The sequence below is a fragment of the Vibrio sp. SCSIO 43133 genome, assembly GCF_023716845.1.
Classification (GTDB): Bacteria; Pseudomonadota; Gammaproteobacteria; order Enterobacterales; family Vibrionaceae; genus Vibrio; species Vibrio mediterranei.
Map to the genome: position 1 here is coordinate 203290 of NZ_CP068024.1, position 23769 is coordinate 227058.

Annotated in this window: 25 protein-coding genes; 14 read left to right on the forward strand and 11 right to left on the reverse strand. The window is 44.8% G+C overall.

Annotated features, from left to right (window positions below):
- Positions 1-163: 163 nt before the first annotated feature.
- The 10 genes from JKJ11_RS00975 (at position 164) to JKJ11_RS01020 (ending at position 5558) form a co-directional block, all read left to right on the forward strand.
- The gene (locus JKJ11_RS00975; RefSeq protein WP_252038644.1) at positions 164-613 is read left to right on the forward strand and encodes a hypothetical protein; all 450 of its coding nucleotides are present in this window, start codon (positions 164-166) and stop codon (positions 611-613) included.
- An 89-nt stretch (positions 614-702) separates the two neighbouring features.
- On the forward strand, positions 703-879 hold the full coding sequence (locus tag JKJ11_RS00980) for a helix-turn-helix transcriptional regulator (protein ID WP_252038645.1): 177 nt from the start codon (positions 703-705) through the stop codon (positions 877-879).
- A gap of 118 nt (positions 880-997) precedes the next feature.
- Positions 998-1312, forward strand: a complete 315-nt coding sequence (locus JKJ11_RS00985; RefSeq protein ID WP_252038646.1) for a hypothetical protein — start codon at positions 998-1000, stop codon at positions 1310-1312.
- Between the two features lie 81 nt (positions 1313-1393).
- Positions 1394-3163, forward strand: a complete 1770-nt coding sequence (locus tag JKJ11_RS00990; protein ID WP_252038647.1) for a DUF5906 domain-containing protein — start codon at positions 1394-1396, stop codon at positions 3161-3163.
- 772 nt (positions 3164-3935) lie between these two features.
- A complete protein-coding gene (locus JKJ11_RS00995) occupies positions 3936-4475 on the forward strand; it encodes a hypothetical protein (RefSeq protein ID WP_252038648.1) in 540 nt (179 codons plus the stop codon).
- Between the two features lies 1 nt (position 4476).
- Complete coding sequence (locus tag JKJ11_RS01000) at positions 4477-4647, forward strand: hypothetical protein (RefSeq protein ID WP_252038649.1); 171 nt, start codon at positions 4477-4479, stop codon at positions 4645-4647.
- Positions 4648-4747: 100 nt separating this feature from the next.
- Positions 4748-5047 (forward strand): DUF5681 domain-containing protein, encoded by a 300-nt coding sequence (locus JKJ11_RS01005; protein ID WP_252038650.1) that lies wholly within the window; start codon positions 4748-4750, stop codon positions 5045-5047.
- Positions 5034-5243 carry a hypothetical protein gene (locus tag JKJ11_RS01010; protein WP_252038651.1) on the forward strand — a complete coding sequence of 70 codons (210 nt, stop codon included), beginning with the start codon at positions 5034-5036 and terminating at the stop codon, positions 5241-5243. The genes JKJ11_RS01005 and JKJ11_RS01010 overlap by 14 nt, the downstream gene beginning before the upstream one ends.
- Positions 5240-5389: a hypothetical protein gene (locus tag JKJ11_RS01015; RefSeq protein WP_252038652.1), complete on the forward strand. Its 150-nt coding sequence runs from the start codon at positions 5240-5242 to the stop codon at positions 5387-5389. The genes JKJ11_RS01010 and JKJ11_RS01015 overlap by 4 nt, the downstream gene beginning before the upstream one ends.
- Positions 5373-5558, forward strand: coding sequence for a hypothetical protein (locus JKJ11_RS01020; protein WP_252038653.1), 186 nt, complete (start codon positions 5373-5375; stop codon positions 5556-5558). Before JKJ11_RS01015 ends, JKJ11_RS01020 begins: the two co-directional genes overlap by 17 nt.
- Positions 5559-5899: 341 nt before the next feature.
- On the opposite strand, the gene fis is transcribed toward JKJ11_RS01020, so the two are convergent.
- The 9 genes from fis to JKJ11_RS01065 all read right to left on the reverse strand — a co-directional run bounded on the left by fis (position 5900) and on the right by JKJ11_RS01065 (position 15603).
- Entirely contained in the window at positions 5900-6196 is a 297-nt protein-coding gene (gene fis, locus JKJ11_RS01025) for a DNA-binding transcriptional regulator Fis (RefSeq protein ID WP_006073423.1), read from the reverse strand.
- Between the two features lie 23 nt (positions 6197-6219).
- Positions 6220-7188 carry a tRNA dihydrouridine synthase DusB gene (gene dusB, locus JKJ11_RS01030; protein WP_031494196.1) on the reverse strand — a complete coding sequence of 323 codons (969 nt, stop codon included), beginning with the start codon at positions 7186-7188 and terminating at the stop codon, positions 6220-6222.
- A 200-nt stretch (positions 7189-7388) separates the two neighbouring features.
- Entirely contained in the window at positions 7389-8270 is an 882-nt protein-coding gene (gene prmA / locus JKJ11_RS01035; RefSeq protein WP_031494195.1) for a 50S ribosomal protein L11 methyltransferase, read from the reverse strand.
- Between the two features lie 106 nt (positions 8271-8376).
- Entirely contained in the window at positions 8377-9720 is a 1344-nt protein-coding gene (gene accC / locus JKJ11_RS01040; RefSeq protein WP_038223863.1) for an acetyl-CoA carboxylase biotin carboxylase subunit, read from the reverse strand.
- A 15-nt stretch (positions 9721-9735) separates the two neighbouring features.
- Positions 9736-10206 carry an acetyl-CoA carboxylase biotin carboxyl carrier protein gene (accB, locus tag JKJ11_RS01045; protein WP_006073430.1) on the reverse strand — a complete coding sequence of 157 codons (471 nt, stop codon included), beginning with the start codon at positions 10204-10206 and terminating at the stop codon, positions 9736-9738.
- A 61-nt stretch (positions 10207-10267) separates the two neighbouring features.
- A complete protein-coding gene (gene aroQ, locus JKJ11_RS01050) occupies positions 10268-10717 on the reverse strand; it encodes a type II 3-dehydroquinate dehydratase (protein WP_006073432.1) in 450 nt (149 codons plus the stop codon).
- Positions 10718-10992: 275 nt separating this feature from the next.
- The gene (gene acs / locus JKJ11_RS01055) at positions 10993-12942 is read right to left on the reverse strand and encodes an acetate--CoA ligase (RefSeq protein WP_006073433.1); all 1950 of its coding nucleotides are present in this window, start codon (positions 12940-12942) and stop codon (positions 10993-10995) included.
- Between the two features lie 184 nt (positions 12943-13126).
- Positions 13127-13753, reverse strand: a complete 627-nt coding sequence (locus tag JKJ11_RS01060; protein WP_038222766.1) for a 3'-5' exonuclease — start codon at positions 13751-13753, stop codon at positions 13127-13129.
- A gap of 23 nt (positions 13754-13776) precedes the next feature.
- The gene (locus JKJ11_RS01065; protein WP_252038654.1) at positions 13777-15603 is read right to left on the reverse strand and encodes a putative nucleotidyltransferase substrate binding domain-containing protein; all 1827 of its coding nucleotides are present in this window, start codon (positions 15601-15603) and stop codon (positions 13777-13779) included.
- Between the two features lie 232 nt (positions 15604-15835).
- Here JKJ11_RS01065 and JKJ11_RS01070 point away from each other — a divergent pair, with 232 nt between their 5' ends.
- The 4 genes from JKJ11_RS01070 (at position 15836) to JKJ11_RS01085 (ending at position 21604) form a co-directional block, all read left to right on the forward strand.
- Positions 15836-17023: a 3-phenylpropionate MFS transporter gene (locus JKJ11_RS01070; protein WP_252038655.1), complete on the forward strand. Its 1188-nt coding sequence runs from the start codon at positions 15836-15838 to the stop codon at positions 17021-17023.
- Positions 17024-17094: 71 nt separating this feature from the next.
- Positions 17095-20520, forward strand: a complete 3426-nt coding sequence (locus JKJ11_RS01075; protein WP_124940526.1) for a hybrid sensor histidine kinase/response regulator — start codon at positions 17095-17097, stop codon at positions 20518-20520.
- A gap of 161 nt (positions 20521-20681) precedes the next feature.
- Positions 20682-21014, forward strand: coding sequence for a DUF3316 domain-containing protein (locus JKJ11_RS01080; RefSeq protein ID WP_031493355.1), 333 nt, complete (start codon positions 20682-20684; stop codon positions 21012-21014).
- 254 nt (positions 21015-21268) lie between these two features.
- Positions 21269-21604: a DUF3316 domain-containing protein gene (locus JKJ11_RS01085; protein WP_031493356.1), complete on the forward strand. Its 336-nt coding sequence runs from the start codon at positions 21269-21271 to the stop codon at positions 21602-21604.
- A gap of 68 nt (positions 21605-21672) precedes the next feature.
- Here the strand turns inward: JKJ11_RS01085 and JKJ11_RS01090 are convergent, their stop codons facing one another.
- Together JKJ11_RS01090 and JKJ11_RS01095 are read right to left on the reverse strand one after the other, a co-directional pair.
- Positions 21673-23376, reverse strand: coding sequence for a sodium:solute symporter family protein (locus JKJ11_RS01090; RefSeq protein ID WP_006075414.1), 1704 nt, complete (start codon positions 23374-23376; stop codon positions 21673-21675).
- 11 nt (positions 23377-23387) lie between these two features.
- Complete coding sequence (locus JKJ11_RS01095) at positions 23388-23654, reverse strand: DUF4212 domain-containing protein (RefSeq protein WP_006075415.1); 267 nt, start codon at positions 23652-23654, stop codon at positions 23388-23390.
- Between the last annotated feature and the right edge of the window lie 115 nt (positions 23655-23769).

Below are 23769 nucleotides of genomic sequence, written 5' to 3' on the forward strand. Positions count from 1 at the left end.
AACGCCCCGAGCAGCTACCAACTATCACGGGGCAGAACCGACACACAAGCAAAGGTGAATCAGTATGTTATCAAGTCTAACACTCAAGGACATTCAACGCATAGCACATCTTTTAACTCGCTCGCAGTTAATCAGTTTAATTTCAACACTGGAGGCTAACTAAATGGAATCACAAAAGCAGCAAGCACTAGAGCCGCAATCGGTCAGAAAAATCATAGAGCGATGGGATGCTAGAGGAGATAAACCAGATCTACAACTAACCACGCAGCACGCACAGCTAATATTCGCATGGAGAGCATTTCAAAAAGGAGAAGCCAATAAGCAGCAGCAACTAATAGTGAAAGAGATTTACCGCTATTTGATGACTTCACGCATACCAAAGAAGCAGCCTAGGTACGTTAGAAATATTAGAGTCGACGGCATGGTTGTAAGGCATGGCATGTCGGTAAATGAGGCGTCTGCTTATATCGCCAATATGGACGGAGAGAAAGTCAACACCGTCGAAAGAGCGTACTCAGATTGGAAGTCAGAGGGTGCTGAAGCAAATGAGCTAGATAGGCGTAGATTCCTTAAAGAACACAAGAGACTTTTTTTTCAAGAAATTGAATGGTAAGGGGTGCGAAATAATAAAAACCGCACTCATCCCAACAGAAGGACAACCCCTTAAACTGGTAGTCAAAGGTAAACAAGAGGAGATAAGGAATGGCACCAGAAAAGCTAATCAGCATTAAAGAAATGATGAATCTACTTGGTAAAGCACGCCCAACTTTATACAAGATGGTTAAAGAAGGACGCTTCCCACAACCAGTAAAGGTAAACAACCGGACTCAAGGCTGGACGGTATCCTCTTACCAAAACTGGATCGAATCACACAGCTAGTGGGTATCTATGTGGGTTTTATGGATTGAATCTCACTTGCTTGATTGCTTTGAGGTTAATTAAAACAATCACTTAAATGGACTTGGTTAATTCATTAGTAGTTATCAAAGGGGAAATTATGACTCTTATCTATAAAGATGAATGCTTTGAACTTGGCTTACCAGAGCCAAAGAAAGGCGAACAGCAAACACACTATGTCACTAGGGTGATGATGGAGGGAATTCAATTGGACACACGGCAAGCCCGTTATATTGGTATCGGAAACCTTCATAGTATCGTTTCAACACTGACTAAGAAGAAACTACCTTTCACGGTTAAGCATGATGTTAGGCGATGTCCCAAAACTGGAGAGACTCCACCGTATCAAGTCGATGTCATTTGGATGACTGACGAACAACGAAACGCTTACTCAGAAATGAAAAAAGCCCACTAAGTAAGCAGGCTTTCCAAAACTGGCTGGTGGTGTATCCGACCAAAGAATGACCGCCAGCCCTTAACAAGAGTTTATATCATTATGGCCAAGACCGCACGTAAAAAAGACGAGTCTTACCGACTTGAAAAGGCACTAGCTGACGCCATTTGTCACGAAATGCCCATCTCTTTTGGTGATGCTGAAAACATTGATTTGGCTTTGATCGCAGATGGCAGCAACAAGCGAATCATTGCTACATTCAAAGAGCTTTACCAAACGCCAACAACTCAACCAAACAACAAGCAAATAGCTGATGACATTCATTGTGAAATGCTAAGTAATGGCTATACAGCTACGGACGCAGATAAAGAGTCTGACGCTATCGAAAACCTTACAGGGCGCAAGCGAGAGCCATTTGTAAGCTTAGTATCTGAAGCGATCAAGCACTTCACTACCGACACAACCAAACCTACATATCTCCATTTGGTAAGCAGTGATGATTCTCCACTCGCTTATGATGCGCTGTTGGACCTTTGTCGAAAAGCTGACGGTGAACACCTGGAGGAAAACAGAAGCTCTATTGTTAACACGTTCAACTCTAGCCATTCAGTTGTTCTACATGGCTCAAAGACTCTGATTTGTGAAAGAGTGGCCGACCATAAGGATAATGTTGGTTATGTGTTCTCAGCAGTACCACAGAAGCGCTCATTCTACGCAAACCTAAACTTTCCACACATGGCAGACGATAAGATCAAATATGCGAACTGCTTTGATTTATGGATGAAAGACCATGATCGCAGGACTTATCACGGTGTTGTTTTTGACCCGTCCAACCGAGCCGGTGATAGGTTCTTGAATATGTGGTCAGGCTTTGCGGTTAATGCCATTGAGGGTGATAGCAAGTTGGATAACATAATGTCTCACTTGAGATATGTGATTTGCGGCGGTGACGTAGAGCACTTTCAATATTTATTAGCGTGGATGGCTCACATAGTTCAAAAGCCAGAGGAAAAGAGCGGTGTTTGTGTGGTTCTTAAATCCGAGGCAAGAGGTACAGGCAAAAGCACAGTGTCCATTTTACTTGAAAGGCTATTAGGTCAGCACGCTATGCGCGTACAGGACGGCAAGCATTTACTTGGGGCATTCAATAGCCACTTAGCTAATAAGCTATTTGTGACGATTGAGGAGGCTTTCTGGAGTGGTTCAGCAAAGGATGCTGGTAAGCTAAGAACGCTAATCACAGAGAGCACCGTCACTATTGAAGCAAAGGGCAAGGACGCTATTGAGGTCGATAGTTATCATCGCTTTATGATGTGTACTAACAATGATTGGGCAGTACCACAGACCCAAGATGAAAGACGTTTCTTTGTGCTGGAAGTTTCCGATGAAGTTAAGCAGAACAAGGAATATTTCTCACAGCTTTACAGTGACATTAAATCAGATGAAGCAATGGGACAATTGTTCAACTTCTTGAAGAACTACGACATTGAACCGTACAACTTGAGCAAAGCGCCAAAGACAGCAGCCACACAACAGCAGATAATGGAGTCATTACCCAGTGAGGGTGTATGGCTTAAGTCACTGCTTGATGACGGTTCGCTTATTGATGGAAATGCTTCATACGATCTCGACAATGCGCAGACCATACCAAAGAACAGCTTTTTCGATGCTTACATAGACTATTGCGACAAAATGAACGTTCAAGGTTATGACCGGTGTAGCCCTAACAAGCTTGGTATGTACTTAAAGAAAGTGGTCGGTTTTGGTGACGGTGGCAAGCAAACCATCAATGGAAATCGATTAAACTGCTACAGAACCAAACCACTGGAAGAAATGGAAACGCTATTCAATGAACACTATGAATACAGTTAAGGGGCGACATGAAGATAACCCTTATAAACCTCACAACAGTGGTAGTGTTCATGGTTGGTCAAAATGTAATGGCTGAAATTATCAACATACTACAAAGCTACTTTAACTAATCAAGGCCGCTCGAAAGGGCGGTTTTTTGTATCTGATAATGAATGATGAACAAATTTAATTATTTAAGTTGTTGTTATTATTTAATATATCTAAACAATTTAGCATCAAGTCATCTCCTGAAACCCACAGCAGAACCCATTTTAGGGTAAGTAATGGCTTAAAATAAAAGGTTCCTTGATAACCCTACCTTGATTCTTCGAACAATCCTTATCCCATTCAGCGCATGAGTTAACCCAGCACGCGGCTGAATTCATGTCGAAACTTTCGTTATGACAGCCCGGCTTTGGTGGATCAAACGCGAAAGTCACTGCGCAAAATTGCGCACTTTAAATTGATGGGATTCCAGCATTTAGATAGCTCAAAAGTTAGCTCACCTCAAAGCGCGCTACCTAGGGAAGAAGTTTCCCCAACTACAGTTGCCAAAACTGGCAATTGCTACCATTTACTAAAACCTGACAAAACCCGACATCCCAACCGTCACGACTGGTACACGATTCGTGCGAACACATAGCAAACGCATCCTAAGTGACCGAATAACAATAACGTTTCATTATGAATAAATGGCAATTACGCCCATTAATTATTGTTTATTGATAGGTAAAAGCTTTCACTGATGGTAAAATAAACAATAGATAAACAGTCGAATAACAAGGAATCTAAAATGCGTGAACAATTTAAGGCAGACATCAAAGAGCCACTAAAACAAGTTAAGAAAATCATGCGCGAGACAGAAGCAGCAGCGCGTGATCAGTTATCAACAATTGAACCTTCTAGTTGGATGCTTTATCGAAAAGAACAGCTTAGAGAGGCATTCATGAGCGTTAAGCCTGCAAAATTGGACGAGTCTACATTGAATCAAATCATTGGTAGCGTCGTTAATCCTGATGCCAATCGAGTGCTGATGGTTAAGCTTGACGAGGTTCGACGCAATGAAATTAAGGGCGAGTTAGGGACAAAGGTTTTTGGTCAGCTACATGCTGCGATTGTTGGCGAAAAGAAGATTGGTTTTTGTGACTTCTCCTCAATCAACTTTCACAACATTTCTGATGGTGATTACTCTTCAATGCTTGGCTTTATCTCACCAGGCGTGTTGGAGGCCAAACAGAAACAGTTCTCGGAACTGGAAGCTGAAATTGCCGATCTTAAATCATTGGTTGCGGATATTGAGGCTAAGAAGCCACTAGTCAACGAGGTATTCTGATATGAGCAAACCATTTAAGTTTTACGATGTGGTAAACGGCAAGCCACGTAAGCCAACACAAAAGACATACAGTGACGCGAAGGCAAACGAGGCAGCGAAAGCATTTGGTGATTTTGCGAAGGAATTACGCGACCACATGAAGCTTGAGAGCATTAAGCAAAAAGAACTATAGGAACAATGTTAGAGCAAAGGCAAGGGCGGTAGGGTTCGATTCCTTTACCTGCCGCCCGAACCTTTTATTGTAAACAACAGCGAATAAACAAGGGGTGTGTATGGCGTTTAAGAAAGGTGAATCAGGTAATCCTAACGGTCGCCCTACAGGTTCAAAGAACAAGCGAGGCAAGTTTGATGAAAAACTCACGAGTAAGGCGATCGAGAATATCCGCAAATTGGTGGATGCTGGCGACTATGCCGCATCAGTCGAAGTCCTAAAGCGTACCCATCCAACACTAAAGCCAATCACTCCAGAAGGCTCAATTGATGCTGAATACATTAATGCCAGAATCTTCGAGCTAACCGAGTTAGAGGAACGATTATCAGCACTGGAGGCAAAGAGCCATGAAAGCAACTAAGAGGCGCATAGAGGCTCTAGAGAAGCAATCGAATCCATCTAATAACATTCCCTCTATCACTCCAGACATACCAGCCACACAAGCAGCAAAGCTTTATCAAATGCTTATGACAACGCCTTACACGGTAAAGCAAACCAAACCAGCAGAGATAACGACACAAGAAGCACAGCGAGCTTATGACGAGGTGATGAAATGAAAGCCAGTATTACTAAGCGAATTGAGCAGCTAGAGCAATTGCCGGAACGAAAGGAGACCGTTGACGAAATTTACTTGGCTTCACCTGATGGTGATAAGGTTCTTTACTGGAAGCGCGAGGACAGCAAGCATGACGACAAAGAATGAAAGAGAAATGATCGCATCAATGGCGGTGAGTGAATACTTTGCTGAAATGTACGCCTTGATGAATGAGTTTATCCCCAAAGAGCGATTATCTAAAGCGCATCATAAATGCCAGAAGAAAGCAGTCTCTAACGTTCGCAGGTTAGGTGATGGAGAGTGGTGTAGTGATTGAGATTGCTGTCTGGTCTTTCATGTTGGCGTGGTTAGTGTGGATATTTATCAAAGACACGAAAATAGAAGTGTCCTAAGTAGTGTCCCAACTAGGTTAGGACAGTTGGCTAACTTAGGACACCAAAAAACCATTTAAAATCATAGGTTTGTCCTAACGTCCTAAGTGACCTGACTTTTTTGCGTTTTTTTCTCCACATATTTTTCCAACTTCACATGATTTATTTTTGGGTGAATTACGTGGGGTGTTTTTTGTCGTGTGGGTATTATTGTGGGTTTAGAAATAGAAAAGGCTCGTCAAATAAATGACAAGCCTTTTCAAAACAATAACTTAAAGAAAAATCTTTAGTTCATGCCGTATTTCTTAAGTTTCTTACGAAGAGTACCGCGGTTGATACCCATCATAGTTGCTGCGCGAGTTTGGTTACCGCGAGTGTACTGCATGATGGTGTCTAGTAGCGGCTGTTCTACTTCCGCTAGAACTAGTTCATACAATTCAGTGACGTCTTGACCATTTAATTGAGCAAGGTAGTTCTTTAGAGACGCTTTTACAGAGTCGCGTAGAGGCTTCTGTGTGATCTGGTCTTGAGATGTTACTGTAGTAACTGTCAATGGTTCTGAAGTCAAATTTTGTTCGAACATAATCGGTTTAGCTCTTCTCGTAATTATGATGCAACGTTTTCAAAATAGCCTTGCAATGCGTTTAGCTGCTCATTAGCCGCTTCAATCGCGTTGAAGGCACGGCGGAACTCACTGGCTTGTTCATGCTCTTTTAAATACCAGCCAACATGCTTACGAGCGATGCGTGGACCTAAATATTCACCATAAAATTGATGAAGTGCCTGAACATGACCTAGCAAAATGCCTTGTACGTCCTCGGTGGGACGCTCTGGCATCAGTGTACCGTTTTCCAAATAGTGTTGGATTTCCTCAAAAATCCATGGCCGTCCTTGGGCCGGACGTCCAATCATCAAAGCGTCTGCACCGGTATAATCCAGTACGAATTTCGCTTTCTCTGGGCTATCGATATCACCGTTAGCAATAACCGGTATAGAGATAGCGTTTTTAACCGCTTTGATGCTGTCGTATTCTGCCTCGCCTTTGTACATACAAGTTCTAGTTCGACCGTGAAGGGCGAGTGCTTGTATGCCGCAGTCTTCGGCTAGTTTTGCAATTTGGACACAGTTCTTATTGTCTGTATCCCAGCCCGTACGGGTTTTCAATGTCACAGGGACATCTACGGCATCAACCACAGTACGCAGAATATCTTCGATAATGTCTGGGTACTTAAGCAGAGCTGAGCCCGCGAGCTTTTTATTCACTTTTTTAGCAGGGCAACCCATGTTGATGTCGATGATTTGCGCACCGTTCTCAACACTGAATTGTGCCGCCTCAGCCATAAGCTTGGGATCGGCACCTGCTATTTGCACCGAGCGAATACCAGATTCACCCTCGTGCACCATGCGTTGCTGTGACTTAGCTGTTTTCCACAGTTTCGGGTTGGATGACATCATTTCACTGACCGCCATTCCCGCACCGTAACGAAGGCACAACTCTCGAAACGGTCTATCCGTAACACCCGCCATAGGCGCCACAATCAGATTGTTCTTAAGTTGGTATTGTCCGATTCTCAAAACATTGCCACAGGTTTACACAAGCAAGGGCGCGCATTTTACGCATTTTTTCGGTGCGTGAAAAGACTAATATTTGAGCATTTACAATTTGTTTCTGCAAATTGCCTGATTTTCAGGCGTTTAGTGGTAAAACTATTCTGTATCAACAAAAAAAAGCAGTGCGTTAGCAAGCTAACGCACTGCTTTGTAAATAATAATGGTTACTTTTTACCCGAGATTCGGCACCATTCATTGAGCTCAACGATTGGGTCGATAGTCATCTCATCACGGTAATAGTTCGCAACATCTTCTGCTTGGGTGTCTAACACGCCAGACATGGCAAGTTGGCCACCTTCTTTCACTAAGCCTTTAATGATGCCAGATAGGTCACGAAGAGGACCCGCAAGAATATTGGCAACGACCACATCGGCAATTAAGCCTTCCGGTTGGTTTTGTGGTAGGAATAGCTCCAATTGGTCAGCAACGCCATTGCGCTCAGCATTATCTTTCGATGCGGTTAGAGCTTGAGGATCGATGTCGATCCCGATTACTTTTGCTGCACCAAGCTTGATCGCGGCGATTGCTAGGATCCCAGAGCCACAACCAAAGTCGATAACGGTTTTGCCAGCAAGGTCTAAAGATTCAAGCCACTCAAGACACAGAGCTGTAGTAGGGTGCGTGCCTGTGCCAAAAGCCAAACCAGGGTCTAGCATCACATTTACGGCATCTGGCTCTGGAACATCGCGCCAGCTTGGGCAAATCCACAGGCGTTCGCCAAACTTCATTGGGTGGAAGTTTTCCATCCACTCACGCTCCCAATCTTTGTCTTCAAGCTGTTCAACTTTATGAGCAAAGCCCTCAGCGAGCATGTTTGACGCAGTGATTTGGGTCAAAATAAGCTTGGTGTCTGCTTCTGCATCGTACAGGGCTACGATGTCAGTATCGCCCCACAGACGAGTTTCGCCAGGTAACGGCTCAAAAACAGGGGTATCATGTGCATCTAGGAAGGTGACGGATAGAGCGCCAGTTTCTTCCATCAACATATCGCCGATTTGTTCTGCGTTTTCGTTGGTTGCATTTAGTTTGATTTGAATCCAAGGCATGAGTTGGGTCCTTGCTTGACGAATTTTGCGCAGAGTGTAGCAGATTCGCGTTAAGTGAGCATAAAAAAACCCACCGTAGTGGGTTTTTAGTATTTTTAGAAAGGGCTTAGCTCATGCCAAGCTTTTTCTCTAGGTAATGAATGTTGGCACCACCGTGTTGGAAGTTCTCATCATTCATAATCGATTCTTGAAGTGTGATATTAGTTTTAATACCTTCCACAATCATCTCACCCAGTGCGTTCTTCATACGAGCAATGGCAACATCGCGGTTCTCACCAAAAGTGATTAGCTTACCGATCATTGAGTCGTAGTGAGGAGGCACAGTGTAGCCAGTGTAGATATGAGATTCCCAACGTACACCCATACCACCTGGCGCGTGGAAACGCGTGATAGTACCTGGACATGGTAAGAAACGCTCAGGATCTTCCGCATTGATACGACACTCGATAGCGTGGCCACGAAGTTTGATGTCATCTTGAGTGAAAGACAGTGGCTGACCTGCAGCAACACGAAGCTGCTCTTTGATTAGGTCTACACCTGTTACCATCTCTGTTACTGGGTGCTCTACCTGAATACGAGTGTTCATTTCGATGAAGTAGAACTCACCGTTTTCGTATAGGAATTCGAACGTACCTGCACCGCGGTAACCAATTTCAATACATGCACGAGTACAACGCTCACCGATGTACTTACGCATTTCTTCTGTAATGCCTGGAGCTGGAGCTTCTTCCACTACTTTTTGGTGACGACGCTGCATAGAACAGTCGCGCTCACCTAGGTGAATTGCGCCACCTTGGCCATCAGCAATCACTTGAACTTCAACGTGACGTGGATTTTCTAGGAATTTCTCCATGTAAACCATATCATTGTTGAAAGCGGCTTTTGCTTCTGCACGTGTCATAGCGATAGCTTCAATAAGCTCACCTTCGCTACGAACAACACGCATACCACGACCACCGCCACCACCAGAGGCTTTGATGATGACAGGGTAGCCAATGCGCTTAGCGTGCGCTTTGTTCTTTGTTTCGTCGTCGTCTAAAGGACCATCAGAACCAGGCACGCAAGGAACACCCGCCTTCTTCATCGAGTTGATTGCCGAAACTTTGTCACCCATCAGGCGAATCGTTTCTGCTTTCGGACCAACAAAAATGAAACCACTACGCTCTACTTGTTCAGCAAAGTCAGCGTTCTCAGATAGGAAACCATAACCCGGGTGGATAGCAACGGCACCAGTCACTTCCGCGGCACTAATGATGCGTGGGATATTTAGGTAGCTATCGATGCCGCGTGCAGGACCAATACAAATGGTTTCGTCTGCTAGTAGAACGTGCTTAAGATCGCGGTCAGCCGTTGAGTGAACAGCAACCGTTTTGATACCTAGCTCTTTACATGCTCGCAGAATACGTAGTGCAATTTCACCACGGTTCGCGATTACTAATTTATCTAACATAATGAGCGCTCTCTATTATTCGATAATTACTAGAGCTTGATCGAACTCAACAGGTTGGCCATCTTCAACAAGGATTGCTGCAATCACACCAGACTTGTCTGCTTCGATTTGGTTCATCATTTTCATCGCTTCAACGATACATAGAGTATCGCCAGCGTTAACTTGTTGGCCTACTTTTACAAATGGTTTCGCATCTGGACTTGGAGCGCTGTAGAACGTACCAACCATTGGAGAAAGAACTTGGTGACCCGCAGGAGCTGCTGGCTCGTCTGCTGATGCTGCTGGCGCTGCCGCCGCAGGAGCAGCTGCAGGTGCCGGTGCTGCCGCTGGAGCAGGTGCTGCTGCGTATTGAACTGGTGCTGGTGCTGCACTGACCGGACTGTTACGGCTGATACGTACCGATTCTTCACCTTCAGAAATTTCTAGCTCTGCAATGCCAGATTCTTCTACAAGTTCAATTAGCTTTTTAATTTTACGAATATCCATGTTTCTTTCTCTTTATCTTGTGAGTAAGACGGCCTCAAATATTGAGCCGTAGAGTATTTGGTTATTTTGCTTTCAGGGCTTTAATGGCAGCTGAAAGCGCAAATTCATAGCCTTGCGAACCCAATCCGCAGATAACACCTTGGGCAACATCAGACAAATAAGAATGATGACGGAATGTTTCTCGGGCATGAACGTTAGATAAGTGCACTTCAATAAATGGGATTGAAACACCCAGTAATGCATCACGTAGTGCAACACTCGTGTGCGTAAAAGCAGCAGGGTTAATAATGATAAAATCAGTATTACCATGCGCAGCATGGATGGCTTCAATCAGTTCATATTCACGATTTGACTGGAGATGGGACAATTCAATATCCGCAAGTGATGCTTGATCAGTTAAGTTATCAACGATTTGCGCTAGTGTTTCATTTCCATAATGACCAGGTTCTCTTAGACCTAAGAGGTTAAGATTTGGTCCATTTAAAACTAGAATTCGTGACTTTGCTGCCATAATGTCGCCATCTTCGGTTAACGTGAAATAAACGTGATTTATTTCAAGTCTACATAAAAAAACGAGGGTATGAAAAGCTCATAACCATCATATTTTTAAAAATTGACCAAGATTATAGCTAATTCACAGCATTTAGCAGCAATTTACTGGTCTAATCACCTCTTGTCTGTCAGAAAAATTGCAACACAGAGCACATTTTGACGTCACCTTGATAAATCCTGATACAAAAAAACCGCCCGAAAAGCGGGCGGTTTGTTGATTAAGTGTCAAATAAGTTAAGCAAGTTCGGCTTTTTCTGCAATCAGCTTATCTACGACGCTTGGATCTGCCAAGGTCGAGGTATCACCAAGGTTGCTAGTATCACCAGTCGCAATTTTGCGTAGGATACGGCGCATGATTTTACCTGAACGAGTCTTAGGTAACGAGTCAGTCCAATGAAGTACATCTGGTGTAGCGATTGGGCCAATCTCTTTTCTCACCCAATCTTTCACTTCTTTATGCAGCTCTGCCGATGGGAATTCACCGTCATTAAGAGTGATATAAGCGTAAATTGCCTGACCTTTAATATCGTGTGGGATACCAACAATGGCCGCTTCAGCAATTTTATCGAAGGCAACCAAGGCGGATTCAATTTCGGCGGTTCCCATACGGTGGCCTGAGACGTTCAGCACATCATCAACACGACCAGTAATCCAGTAATAGCCATCTTCGTCGCGACGAGCACCATCACCAGTAAAGTACATACCTTTAAATGTAGAGAAATAAGTTTGCTCAAAGCGGTCATGGTCACCATAAACTGTACGCATCTGACCTGGCCATGAATCAAGAATGACAAGGTTACCTTCGGTGGCACCGTCAATAACATTGCCCATGTTGTCTACCAGAGCAGGTTGAACACCAAAGAATGGACGTGTCGCTGAGCCAGGTTTAAGTTCGGTTGCCCCTGGTAATGGGGTAATAAGAATGCCACCCGTCTCAGTTTGCCACCATGTGTCGACGATTGGTGATTTCTCATTGCCGATGGTCTTGTAATACCACTCCCAGGCTTCTGGGTTAATAGGTTCACCAACTGAGCCCATAATGCGCAGACTATCGCGAGTCGTGCCTTTGACGGCTTCATCACCTTTAGCCATTAATGCGCGAATTGCTGTTGGAGCGGTATAAAGGATATTAACCTGATGCTTATCAACCACTTCACTCATACGACTTGTGTCAGGGTAGTTTGGTACACCTTCAAACAGAATCGTTTTAGCCCCGTTTGCCAGTGGTCCATAAACCAAATAAGTATGGCCAGTGATCCAACCTACATCAGCGGTACACCAGAAGGTTTCACCTGGTTGATAATCGAAGACGTATTTAAAGGTCATGGTGGCGTACACGAGATAACCACCAGTAGTATGAAGTACACCTTTTGGCTTACCAGTAGAGCCAGAGGTGTATAGAATAAACAGCGGGTCTTCCGCTTTCATCTCTTCTGGAGGACAAACGTCAGAAGCTTGCGCTGTCGCTTCATGCCACCAAACGTCGCGGTGCTCGTGCCATTCGACATCGCCTCCGGTGCGCTTTAACACCATCACTTTGCTAATGGTTTTTACATCTGGATTGGTCAGTGCCTCATCGACATTTTTCTTAAGTGGAACTGCACGTCCACCACGTACTCCTTCGTCCGCCGTAATAACGACTTTGGCATCGGAGTCGATAATGCGTCCAGAGAGTGCTTCAGGCGAGAAACCACCAAATACCACCGTATGAACTGCACCAATACGAGTACAAGCTAACATAGCGATGGCGGCTTCTGGCACCATTGGCATATAGAGGCAGACGACATCGCCTTTGTGAACTCCTTGAGCTTTTAATGCATTAGAGAACTTACACACTTCTTTATGAAGCTCATTGAAAGTTAGAGTCTTGTCATCTTCTGGGTTGTCGCCTTCCCAAATAATGGCAACCTCATCACCTTTATCCGCTAAGTGACGATCGATACAGTTGGCAGATACGTTCAGGGTGCCATCTTCAAACCAACGAATATCAACGTGTCCAGTGTCGAATGAGGTTTGCTTTACTTTGGTAAATGGCTTAATCCAATCAACGATTTTTCCATGCTCACCCCAGAAGGCTTCAGGATCGCTGACGGATTGTTGGTACATGGATAGGTAAGTGTCGTCATCCGCGTGAGTGTTTGTTTTAATATTTTCTTTGACCGGATAAACATGAACTTCACTCATTGCTTCTCTCCTTGTGAATTGAGCTTTTTTGACTAGGGCTGAACTAGATCGTGTATTAACTCTCGGCTAGATTGCGGTATTCAGCAATTAGACTTTAGGCTTAGTATAGGAAAGACAAACAAAATTAATGACTTACAAGCCTACGTTAATGAGAGCTAAGTCGCATTCTGACCGATTAGCATAATTAGCTCTGTGGGCGAAAGGGTGGAAGTGAGCCTCGAGTCAGCTTGAGATAGACCATGGCGGCGGCTTTAGCGTCTTCCAATGCATCATGTTTGTGATAATTAGGAATCTGCAAATGTCGACAGATTGCCTCCAAACTTAGATCGAAGTAACCATTGGGAAGCAGCTTGAGTAGTTTATCATTGTAGATCTGACTAACTTCAATGAGCTCATTGGGTAGGGGGAACCCAAGGTGTTTTTTAGCTGCGCGATCAAGAATCTTCTTATCATAACGGATGTGATAGCCTACCAAAGGTCGATTACCAATAAAGTTCAGCAGTGCTGACATCGCTTGTTTTTCGCTAATGCCGTGTTTGAGCTCATCGTGAGTAATATGGTGAATCTTCACCGAGTCTTCTCCTAGAGATTTGGGTGCAGATAAACGCACTTCAAATGGGTCACTAGTGATTATTCGGTTATCAATAATTTTAGTTGCGGCGATGGTGACAATCTCTGCCACACTTGGGTCTAAGCTTGTCGTCTCACAATCCAAGGACACATACTCATTGTGTTTGGGGCGAGCAAACAAGTGCCGATGTGGCGAGTGGCGCAAATGATAGCGCCAATAGGCTCTTGAGATAATATTCATGGTACTGCCTTGCTCCGCTGAAATTAGTGACGTATTTGGTAGTGATATCCCAGCCACTGTTTAAATTTTTTCACGACATGGAATCCATGTCGTAGTAAGTCTCGCTCTGGTCTCTCTAAATCATTAAGTTGAATGGCATTGCTAATATCGTGATGAGACAGCTGCTGCTGCAGTCTGAGTTTAAAGAAATGCTTGAGCGCTTCGGCCAAGTTTTCTGCGGTGGAGGTTTCCAATACTCGCTTACTGACCAGTTGTTCGATGCGATCAAAGGTGTTGGTTTCGTTGATACCATACTCAAGACTGATGGCGCGCACCCCGTGAACTATCGGGAAGATACCCCCTTGTTTAAGATCAACACCTTGTTTTGATGATTTAACATTACCAAACAAAGTCAGAGGCACTGCAAAGTTGAGGGCTGGGCGAGTGAATTCGGTAAGGATTGCTTCTTGACCTTCCATCTGCTGTTGCAAATGTTGCTTAACTGGTGTTAACAATTCAGCGTTTCCTGCGACAGCTCTGGCGTCGGCCAGAATCGCGATTTCCATGACACTTTCACTATTAGCGCTACTCACGAGTTGTTCTATGCGCTGTTTCCATTCGCCGGTGGTGTTGACCCAATGAGCATTGCTGACCATCACATTGCCAGGGCAAAGTGGGTAACCTAGCCTGGCTAGTGTATGGTTTAACTCCTTGAGCGCGCTGTCTTTATTAGGCCAATCAATACCATCTTCTAAGATAAGCGCGTTATCTTGGTCAGTTTTTAGAATCTGTTCTCCACGACCTTCTGAGCCCATGACGATAAGACAGCAGTGACCGTGCATCGCAGGTGGCAGAATAAGCTCAAACGCGCGCTCAATGATTTGCTCGTTGATAGCAGAAACCAGTTCCATCATAAATCGAGTTCGGATTCCGTTAGTCACGAGACTATCTACCAGTTGCTGCTGTCGATTAGATGCTAACGCCAACTCATCAACATTGTTGGCTCTGGCGATACTGAGTGACAGCACATGCGAGTGTGTAGAGAAAGCACTGAGGATTTGAGTCATATCGAGCATGCCCACCGCTTTCTTCCCTTCGCATACCATTAGTCGCTTTACCCGTTGTCGAGTCATAGTCACCATTGCATTGAAAAGGAACTCTTCTTTGTCGACTTGGTGGACTGGAAAAGTAGCAATCTCACTGATTGGAGTGGTATTAGGTAGGTTTTCTAGCACGACGGCATGGAGCATATTGGTGCGAGTGACTATGCCGTAAGGCAGGGTATTAGGGTGGCGCTGCTGCGTGTCAGTATCCAGATTCAGTTCAATTAATGCGGCGTCGACACCATGATTGAGCAGCTGCTTAGTAACGTCAGTAATGGTTAAGTCTGGCCCTAGAATTAAAGGAGGGTGGTAGATGTCTTCGTCGACTTTGGTCAATATGAACTCAGCAAGGTTTTGTTGCTTCTGTGCTTCTTCTATCAACTGCTGACGGGTCGCCAAACTGGTATCAAAGTAGGCCGCAAACTGCCCGTTACTATGATAAAGAGATAAGAATACCTCTTTAGGTAACAAGTAAACTAAGGTGTCCTCTAAAGCGACATAATTGTGTTTCACGCTATCGCCCAGTAATGCACGGACGTCGAAGAGATCATCATAGGTATAGTGGGCAAATACTTCTTGGTTGTGTTCATCGCGCTCTTCGACAGAGCCTTTAATAATAATATGTAAACTGTCGCTGGGTGACCCGGCACGCAGCATGACGTCCTTATCTCGAAAGTACGCGACATCTAAGGCTGTTCTTAGCTGATTTTGTTGCTGTTCGGTGAGTCTGTCGAAAGGAGGTGACGACATATTGAATTTATCAGGCATAAAAACGAGCTCCGTAACCGTGGCTATGCTGATAGTCTGGCAAAATTAACGGCAAGCTCCAGACGACTTTAGTCGAATGTTGGCCACGTAATATTTAAGGCATTTTGATATGGGGAAATTCATTTCTATAAACAATTCCCTTTTTTGCAAACGTTTCGCATTGCATAATGGGCGCGATCTTATTCAGAGCGTCTCTTTGCTCTCTTTCCTGTCGTTGTTTTAGGTTGCTGCTATGTTGAGTCCATCCCCATTCGCTTGGGTATCCCAATATTTATTTGGTTTCTTTTTTGCCTACGGTGTTTATCTGCCTTTTTGGGCGTTATGGTTTGAATATCAAGGGGTATCTGCAGCAGATGTCGGTATGTTGATGGGATTAGGCTTTGCGACTCGCTGCGTTGCAAACCTATTGATTACCCCACGAATTCACAAAGCAGAAAGCCTGTTACCAGCACTACGCTGGGCAACGTTAGCGTGCACCATTTTTGTCGCTGCTCACCTAGCAGCAGGCCCAAGTTTTATGATGCTAGCCTTGGTCACAGTTCTGTTTAACCTCAGCTTTGGCCCGGTTGTGCCTTTATCCGATGCGATGGCTAACCACTATGCGAACCGCAGTATGTTGGATTATGGCCGTACCCGACTTTGGGGCTCTATTGCCTTTATAGCGGGTTCTTCTGTGGTGGGTTATTTAGCCTCACAGTTTGGCGCGAATATGATTGTTTACACCGCGATTGCGGGTTTCGTGTTCTCGATGCTGTTGGTGATGCGTAGTCCAGCGACTATGCCAGTTTCTCAACATGAAGATGATGCGGTTAGGCCAAAGCTGACATTACTGTTAAAAGATTGGTCGGTGATACGCTTTTTGGTGCTTATTGCGCTTATTCAGGGAAGCCATGCGGCTTATTACAGCTTTAGCTCTATTTATTGGAAGGAAGCAGGGCACCCAGAAAGTCTAATCGGCTATTTGTGGAGCCTAGGTGTGGTATCGGAAGTGCTATTGTTCGCTTTCAGTAAGAAATGGTTTGCAGGATGGTCGCTACGCACTCTGTTTGTTATTTCTTCTGTTGGTGTCATGGTTCGTTGGGGTTTGACGGCTTCAACGACCGCCGTTGGGGCACTTGTCGTTATCCAGTTACTGCATGGTGTGACGTTCGCAATCGCTCATATTGCTGCCATTCAATATATCCAAAAGTCTGATGCTAACAAGATGGTGGCATTGCAGGCCCTGTATAACGCCATCCCATTAGGTGCATTTATTGCGTTGATGATGGCCGTCAGTGGCTGGGGCTACGAACTGTGGGGAGCCAACGTTTTCTGGGGGATGGCGGCGATGGGCTTCTTCGCACTGTTTATTAAAGTTGAGCCGAAAAACAAAGGTGTGCGAGATATCAACGAAAATTCTCAGCCTGAGCCACAGAATTGAGGTTGAACATTTGTGAAAATTAGTGATAGCCCTTTAAATAATAGTTAAGGAATTTAAAGGGATATCACAACATGCAAGGATGGGTAGTCGTCCCCGTTTCACTGGCGTATTTGGGGATTTTGTTTCTTATTGCGTGGTATGGAGACAGACAAAAGAAATGGTTGTCTAACTGGCGACCTTGGGTGTATAGCCTGTCTATTGCTGTGTATTGTACTTCGTGGACCTTTTATGGAACCGTTGGTCAAGCCAGCTCCAATCCTTGGGCATTTCTACCCATTTATATCGCCCCCATTATCGTCTTCACATTAGGCTGGCGTGTTATTGCTCGCCTTATTTTGATAGCAAAGCGCGAACACATTACTTCAATCGCGGATTTTATTGCCGCACGATATGGCAAGTCTCAAGGCTTAGCGGTAGTGGTGACGCTGATTGCGGTAGCAGGCATCTTGCCTTACATAGCATTACAGCTTCGCGGTATTACGATGGGATTGGATGTCGTCGCACCGAATTTAGCGGATGAACTGGGCTATCAAGATAATCATATTTCGTGGTTTGTTGTTGGTGCGCTAGCAATTTTTACCATGCTGTTCGGCACTCGCCATATCGATAATACCGAGCACCATCGCGGCATGATGATGGCTGTTGCTTTTGAATCAATTATCAAATTGGTAGCATTCCTCGTTGTTGGCTTTTTTATTCTTTACTTGGCATGGCAACGCCCAGATATCCATCTTGGTGAACTGGCATCGAATACCTATCAATCCCCTAATATTCCTACCTTGCTAATTCATACCGGCCTGACCATGATGGCGATCGTGTGTCTGCCGCGTCAGTTCCACACGATTGTAGTGGAGAATGAGCGCGCCCAAGATTTACATACTGCAAGGTGGTTGTTCCCCGCGTATTTGGTCCTGATGGGGATATTTGTGTTGCCAATTGCTTGGGTAGGACAAGGCTTATTGATGGGAACATCTCCAGATACCTTTGTCATCAGTATTCCTAAGTTTGCAGAGGCGAACAATATCGCCTTATTGGCGTTTTTAGGAGGCACATCAGCCGCCAGTGGTATGGTGATTGTGTCTACCATTGCGTTGGCGATTATGGTGTCGAATGATCTGGTGATGCCATTGTTACTGCGCCGAATTAAACTGGCGCACCGCTCACACCGTCATTTATCCGGTCTGCTGCTTATTATTCGTAGAGCACTCATTTGCTTGTTGTTGTTTGGCGCTTGGGCGTTTTATCAGGCGCTGGACACAATACACTCGCTATCGGCGATTGGTTTTTTGTCATTTTCGGCTATTACCCAGTTTGCACCTGCTTTGATAGGGGGGATGTATTGGCGTCTCGGTAATCGAAAAGGGGTGTATGTCGGACTGTTTGTTGGATTCGCAATTTGGCTGATCACCCTGATGAGTGAAACTGGGCTTTTAGCTGGCGATGCGACCAATAACCTACTTTTACGAGTGATTACGCCGCCTGACATTCTCTCATCTCTACATATTGAAAGCTCTGACTGGGGCATGCTAATTAGCGTCGTGTTGAATGCTATTTGCTTTGTAGTAATTTCACTGGCCACTCGTTCAAGCCTAACAGAAAGACTGCAATCGGCTTCGTTTGTTGGTACGCCTCTTCCTGAAAGTGAGAATCTCAGCTTATACCAAAGCCGAGTCACAGTGGCTGAACTGGAGATGCTCGCTTCTCGGTTTGTTGGCAGAACAAGAGTCAGAAGTGCATTTCGACAGTTCTGGAAGCAGCAGGAAAAGCAGCCTTTACCCAATCAGCAAGCTTCTGCAGAGCTAATTCGTCATACAGAACGTGTTTTAGCCGGGGTGTTTGGCGCGTCATCGGCCAAACTGGTGCTAACGTCGGCCTTGCAGGGACGAAATATGCAGCTTGAGGAAGTGGCGACCATTGTTGATGAAGCGTCGGAGCTTTATCACTTTAGTCGCGGCTTGTTGCAAGGGGCAATTGAACATATTGGACAAGGCATAGCAGTAGTAGACAAACAGCTTAGGTTGGTAGCGTGGAATCGTCGATACCTCGAGCTATTCAGCTTTCCTGCTGGTTTAATCCAAGTTGGCAGACCCATTGCTGATGTCATTCGTCACAATGCACAACAAGGCTTATGTGGGCCAGGTGATCCTAATGAGCATGTTCGCAAACGCATCCATTATCTAGAGCAAGGCTCTCCTCATACGTCGTCTCGAGTGCGTCCCGATGGTAGCGTGATCGAAGTTCAAGGTAACCCTATGCCCGGCGGCGGCTTTGTTATGAGCTTTACCGACATTACGGTATTTAGAGAAGCGGAAAGTGCCCTACGTGATGCGAATGAACGGCTTGAAGAGCGGGTGATTGAGCGAACGCAAGAGCTCGAACAGCTCAACAAACGATTGGTGTTTGCCACCAAAAAGTCGGAATCAGAATCGCAATCAAAAATGCGTTTTCTAGCTGCGGTGAGCCATGACTTAATGCAGCCGCTAAATGCAGCTCGTTTATTTGCCTCTTCTTTATCGGAGGCAAGCAAGGATGATGAAACACGCCAACTCTCTTCTCATATCGAGAGTGCATTGGGAGCCGCAGAGGAGTTGATTGGCGATTTGCTGGATATTTCACGCCTTGAATCTGGGAAGTTGCAGACTAACGTGCGCGGGTTTCAACTGTCGGAAGTCTTTAACAACCTGAAAGCGGAATTTAGTGCTATCTCTATTGGTCAACAGATCGATTTCTCGGTCGTCTCTTCCTCGCTCATCGTAAAGTCTGATCCAAAATTGCTGCGCCGCGTGTTACAGAACTTCCTCACTAATGCGTTTCGTTATAACCCAGAAGGTAAGGTGCTGTTAGGTGCAAGAAGAGTTAACGGGCGAGTAAGAATTGATGTCTGGGATGATGGCATTGGTATTCCTGAAGACAAGCAAAAAGAGATCTTTAATGAGTTTACTCGGGTAGATCAAGCACGCGCGGATCAAGGCCTTGGGTTAGGGCTTGCGATATCACGTGGTATTGCAAGAGTGCTTAATCACCAGATATCGATGCGCTCGTGGCCGGATAGAGGAAGCGTTTTCTCGATAACTCTGGATGTGGCGACTGAAGTGGCTCCTGCTGCCGACAAAGCCAAATTGGCGCCAGATGCGGGGCTAAGTCATCTCAAAGTGCTATGCGTGGATAACGAACCCGACATTTTAGTCGGGATGCAAACCTTACTAGCTCGGTGGGGTTGTGATGTTCGTACCGCATTGGATTTGGTTGCTAGTCTTAAGCACTTAGAAGAGGGGTGGGAGCCTGATGTCATTCTATCGGATTACCGGTTAGACAATGGACGTACTGGGCTGGAAGTGCTTCAACAGTTTAGGTTACGTATCGGTGATTCATTTAATGGCGTTATTATTAGTGCCGATAGAACAGACTCAATGCTTGAAGGCATTAAGTCGAATGGATTCAAGTTTATTGCTAAACCTGTCAAACCATTAAAGTTGAGGGCTATATTAAGTCAATAAAATGTCAGAGAAAATGTAATTGTTATGGTTATGTTTTCTCTTTTTCTATGTCTTTACTAAATATGTTGTTGTCTTTACCTTCGTTGACAGACTCTTTACAAATGGCTCGGTAATCTAGACACCACTCACAGAGAGTCAGCCAACAATAAAAAGGTGAATACATGAAAAAACTACTAACCATCACATCATTAGTTTTAGTTTCTGGAAGTGTGTTCGCAGGAAGCGACTTAGGCAATACGGAAATTAGAACATCAGCTTTCGACTCGAAGCAACAAGCTTATGAAGCTGGGTACGACCTAGTTAAAGACCTAAAAGCAATGCCACATGGCGAACTTGCTCACGAGTTAAAACTCAATGGCCATGATACGGGATTTAACAGTATTGAACTAAATGACACAGAAATTGTGGTTCAGGAATTTGCGGAAAAACAAGGTGTTATTAAATACCGTGCTATTGTTGACGTAAATTATCAATATGACGCGAAAGATAGTTAATATCACGACGGTCTTTATATATCGAGATGCGTTAATCTGAATTGGTTATCTGACCGTAGAAACAGTAGCAAACTATTTTGCTAATGATAATACACATCATTTTGCGTTGTATTGTCACTACTGTTGGGTTGCTTAACTTTTAGTAAGTATGCACCGTAAGTAAGTTGGAGTCCGTTGAAGTACTTGGCTTAACACCAACATATTTGTATGTACGGTGAGGGGATATCCCCAAAAGGAAACAATGAGGTGAAATCATGAAAAAACTAGCATTTATTACAGCATCATTAGTTATGTCTACTGCCGCTATGGCAACTACTACGAGTTTGGTAGGTGATGCCGATTTCCGTACAGAAGGTTTTAACACTAAAGAGCAAGCGTATGAAGCTGGCTTCAAAATGGTAAACGATTTGAAATCTACCCCTTCTACCGATTTAGTGTATAAGCTTCGTGTCAACGAAAATGACCTTCTGCGTAATTCTATTGAGGTCCAAGATGCTCAAGTTACTGTCGAGGAGTTCGCTGAGAATAGCGGCAACGTCATGTATCGTGCGGTGATCGATGTCGATTACTCTTATAAAGAGCGCTCATAAGTTCGGCGTTGAACGAGAAAGCCACCGCAATTGCGGTGGCTTTTTAGTTTTAGCGTTTTAGCGCTATACTAGTGGTCGTGTGCTGCGCCCGCACCTTTCGGATAGCGGATTGACTCAACCATATCTTGTACTTCTTTCGGCACTTCAGCGGTGAACTTGTTAACGATGATAGAAACCGTGAAGTTCAAACACATACCTAGAGTACCGATACCTTCTGGGCTGATTCCAAATAACCAATTATCTGGTGTATTTGCTGCTGGGTTTACAAACTTGAAGTAGATGATGTAAGCAGCAGTGAACAAGATACCTGAAAGCATACCTGCGATCGCACCTTCTTTATTCATCTTCTTATAGAAGATACCTAAGATAATCGCAGGGAAGAAGGAAGCCGCTGCTAAGCCGAAGGCGAACGCTACTACCTGAGCCACGAACCCTGGTGGGTTGATACCTAGGTAACCTGCACCTATTACGGCGAGTGCGGCGCCTATCCGGGCATACATCAATTCTTGCTTATCGGTCATGTCGGGCTTAAACCCTTTCTTGAGCAAGTCGTGCGAGACGGCTGTTGAGATAACAAGCAGTAGACCTGCTGCGGTAGAAAGTGCGGCGGCAAGACCACCAGCAGCCAGCAATGCAACTACCCAGTTTGGTAATTGAGCAAGCTCTGGAGAAGCCAGTACGATGATGTCACGGTTAATCTTCATCTCATTGCGTTCGTCGCCTGAGTAGAACATTCTGCCGTCACCGTTCTTATCTTCCCAACCTACTAGACCAGTGCTTTCCCAGTTTTTGTACCAGCTTGGTGCTTCAGCTGCTGCGACACCTTTCATGTCTGGACCGTTGATCGTGTCAATCATGTTAACGCGAGCGAAGGCTGCTACTGCAGGCGCAGTGGTATAAAGTAGCGAGATAAAGACAAGTGCCCAACCTGCTGAGATACGTGCATCTTTTACGCGAGGTACTGTGAAAAAGCGAATAATAACGTGAGGTAGACCCGCAGTACCGACCATTAGAGCTGCACAGATAAAGAAGACGTCGACCATACTCTTCGAGCCATCAGTATAAGCGGTAAAGCCAAGCTCTTGAGTCAAGCCATCAAGTTTATCAAGTAAGTAGGTTTCAGAGCCCGAGATAGTTGAGCCAAAGCCCACTTGTGGGAAGACTGAGCCTGTCATCATGAGTGAAGTAAACACGGCTGGTACTAAGAATGCAAAGATTAACACACAGTATTGCGCCACCTGAGTATACGTGATGCCTTTCATCCCACCCATTACCGCGTAGAAGAAGACGATCGCCATACCGATAACGATACCAAGGTTAATATCTACCTCTAGGAATCGAGAGAATACAACACCAACGCCACGCATCTGTCCAGCCACGTAAGTGAAAGAAACGAAAATTGCGCAGAATACTGCTACCATACGTGCCGTTTTAGAGTAGTAACGATCACCGATAAAGTCAGGCACGGTAAATTTGCCGAACTTACGTAGGTATGGTGCTAGACATAGAGCAAGTAGAACATAACCACCTGTCCAACCCATTAGATACACCGCACCATCGTAACCGATGAATGAGATAATACCTGCCATTGAGATAAATGATGCTGCCGACATCCAGTCAGCTGCCGTAGCCATACCGTTCGCTACAGGGTGAACACCACCGCCAGCGACATAAAATTCACTTGTTGAACCTGCGCGTGCCCAAATCGCGATACCGATATAGAGCGCGAAGGTAATACCAACAAGAATAAACGTCCAAGTTTGAATATCCATTAGTGTGCCTCTTAGTCTTCCTGTACGTTATATTTCTTGTCGAGAGCGTTCATACGAGCGACATAAACAAAAATCAGTGCAACAAAGGTGTAGATTGAACCTTGTTGTGCAAACCAGAAGCCCAGTTTAAATCCGCCAAACTGAATAGCGTTAAGTGCGTCAACAAACAGGATTCCTGCGCCGTAAGATACGATGAACCAAACGGCTAATAGGGATCCCATGATTCCTAGATTTTCCTTCCAATAGGCTTGAGCTTGTTCTGATGATTCGAACGCCATGGCCTTCTCCTTTTGTGTGGTGTTAACGTATTGTTACGTTTTATAAGGTAGCAGGCTAAAGGCGATAACTCAGTGCAACTTTAGTCGACAGAAGAAAATGATTAAGCATATACAA

Coding starts and splice junctions, on each gene's coding strand:
- accB (WP_006073430.1), bottom strand. CDS start 10,206: ATGGATATTCGTAAAATTAAAAAGCTAATTGAACTTGTAGAAGAATCT.
- fis (WP_006073423.1), bottom strand. CDS start 6,196: ATGTTCGAACAAAATTTGACTTCAGAACCATTGACAGTTACTACAGTA.
- JKJ11_RS00975 (WP_252038644.1), top strand. CDS start 164: ATGGAATCACAAAAGCAGCAAGCACTAGAGCCGCAATCGGTCAGAAAA.
- prmA (WP_031494195.1), bottom strand. CDS start 8,270: ATGCCTTGGATTCAAATCAAACTAAATGCAACCAACGAAAACGCAGAA.
- accC (WP_038223863.1), bottom strand. CDS start 9,720: ATGTTAGATAAATTAGTAATCGCGAACCGTGGTGAAATTGCACTACGT.
- JKJ11_RS01090 (WP_006075414.1), bottom strand. CDS start 23,376: ATGGATATTCAAACTTGGACGTTTATTCTTGTTGGTATTACCTTCGCG.
- JKJ11_RS01085 (WP_031493356.1), top strand. CDS start 21,269: ATGAAAAAACTAGCATTTATTACAGCATCATTAGTTATGTCTACTGCC.
- JKJ11_RS01080 (WP_031493355.1), top strand. CDS start 20,682: ATGAAAAAACTACTAACCATCACATCATTAGTTTTAGTTTCTGGAAGT.
- JKJ11_RS00985 (WP_252038646.1), top strand. CDS start 998: ATGACTCTTATCTATAAAGATGAATGCTTTGAACTTGGCTTACCAGAG.
- JKJ11_RS01015 (WP_252038652.1), top strand. CDS start 5,240: ATGAAAGCCAGTATTACTAAGCGAATTGAGCAGCTAGAGCAATTGCCG.
- JKJ11_RS01020 (WP_252038653.1), top strand. CDS start 5,373: ATGACGACAAAGAATGAAAGAGAAATGATCGCATCAATGGCGGTGAGT.
- JKJ11_RS00995 (WP_252038648.1), top strand. CDS start 3,936: ATGCGTGAACAATTTAAGGCAGACATCAAAGAGCCACTAAAACAAGTT.
- aroQ (WP_006073432.1), bottom strand. CDS start 10,717: ATGGCAGCAAAGTCACGAATTCTAGTTTTAAATGGACCAAATCTTAAC.
- JKJ11_RS01070 (WP_252038655.1), top strand. CDS start 15,836: ATGTTGAGTCCATCCCCATTCGCTTGGGTATCCCAATATTTATTTGGT.
- JKJ11_RS01060 (WP_038222766.1), bottom strand. CDS start 13,753: ATGAATATTATCTCAAGAGCCTATTGGCGCTATCATTTGCGCCACTCG.
- JKJ11_RS01000 (WP_252038649.1), top strand. CDS start 4,477: ATGAGCAAACCATTTAAGTTTTACGATGTGGTAAACGGCAAGCCACGT.
- JKJ11_RS01010 (WP_252038651.1), top strand. CDS start 5,034: ATGAAAGCAACTAAGAGGCGCATAGAGGCTCTAGAGAAGCAATCGAAT.
- JKJ11_RS01095 (WP_006075415.1), bottom strand. CDS start 23,654: ATGGCGTTCGAATCATCAGAACAAGCTCAAGCCTATTGGAAGGAAAAT.
- JKJ11_RS01005 (WP_252038650.1), top strand. CDS start 4,748: ATGGCGTTTAAGAAAGGTGAATCAGGTAATCCTAACGGTCGCCCTACA.
- JKJ11_RS00990 (WP_252038647.1), top strand. CDS start 1,394: ATGGCCAAGACCGCACGTAAAAAAGACGAGTCTTACCGACTTGAAAAG.
- JKJ11_RS01075 (WP_124940526.1), top strand. CDS start 17,095: ATGCAAGGATGGGTAGTCGTCCCCGTTTCACTGGCGTATTTGGGGATT.
- JKJ11_RS01065 (WP_252038654.1), bottom strand. CDS start 15,603: ATGCCTGATAAATTCAATATGTCGTCACCTCCTTTCGACAGACTCACC.
- acs (WP_006073433.1), bottom strand. CDS start 12,942: ATGAGTGAAGTTCATGTTTATCCGGTCAAAGAAAATATTAAAACAAAC.
- JKJ11_RS00980 (WP_252038645.1), top strand. CDS start 703: ATGGCACCAGAAAAGCTAATCAGCATTAAAGAAATGATGAATCTACTT.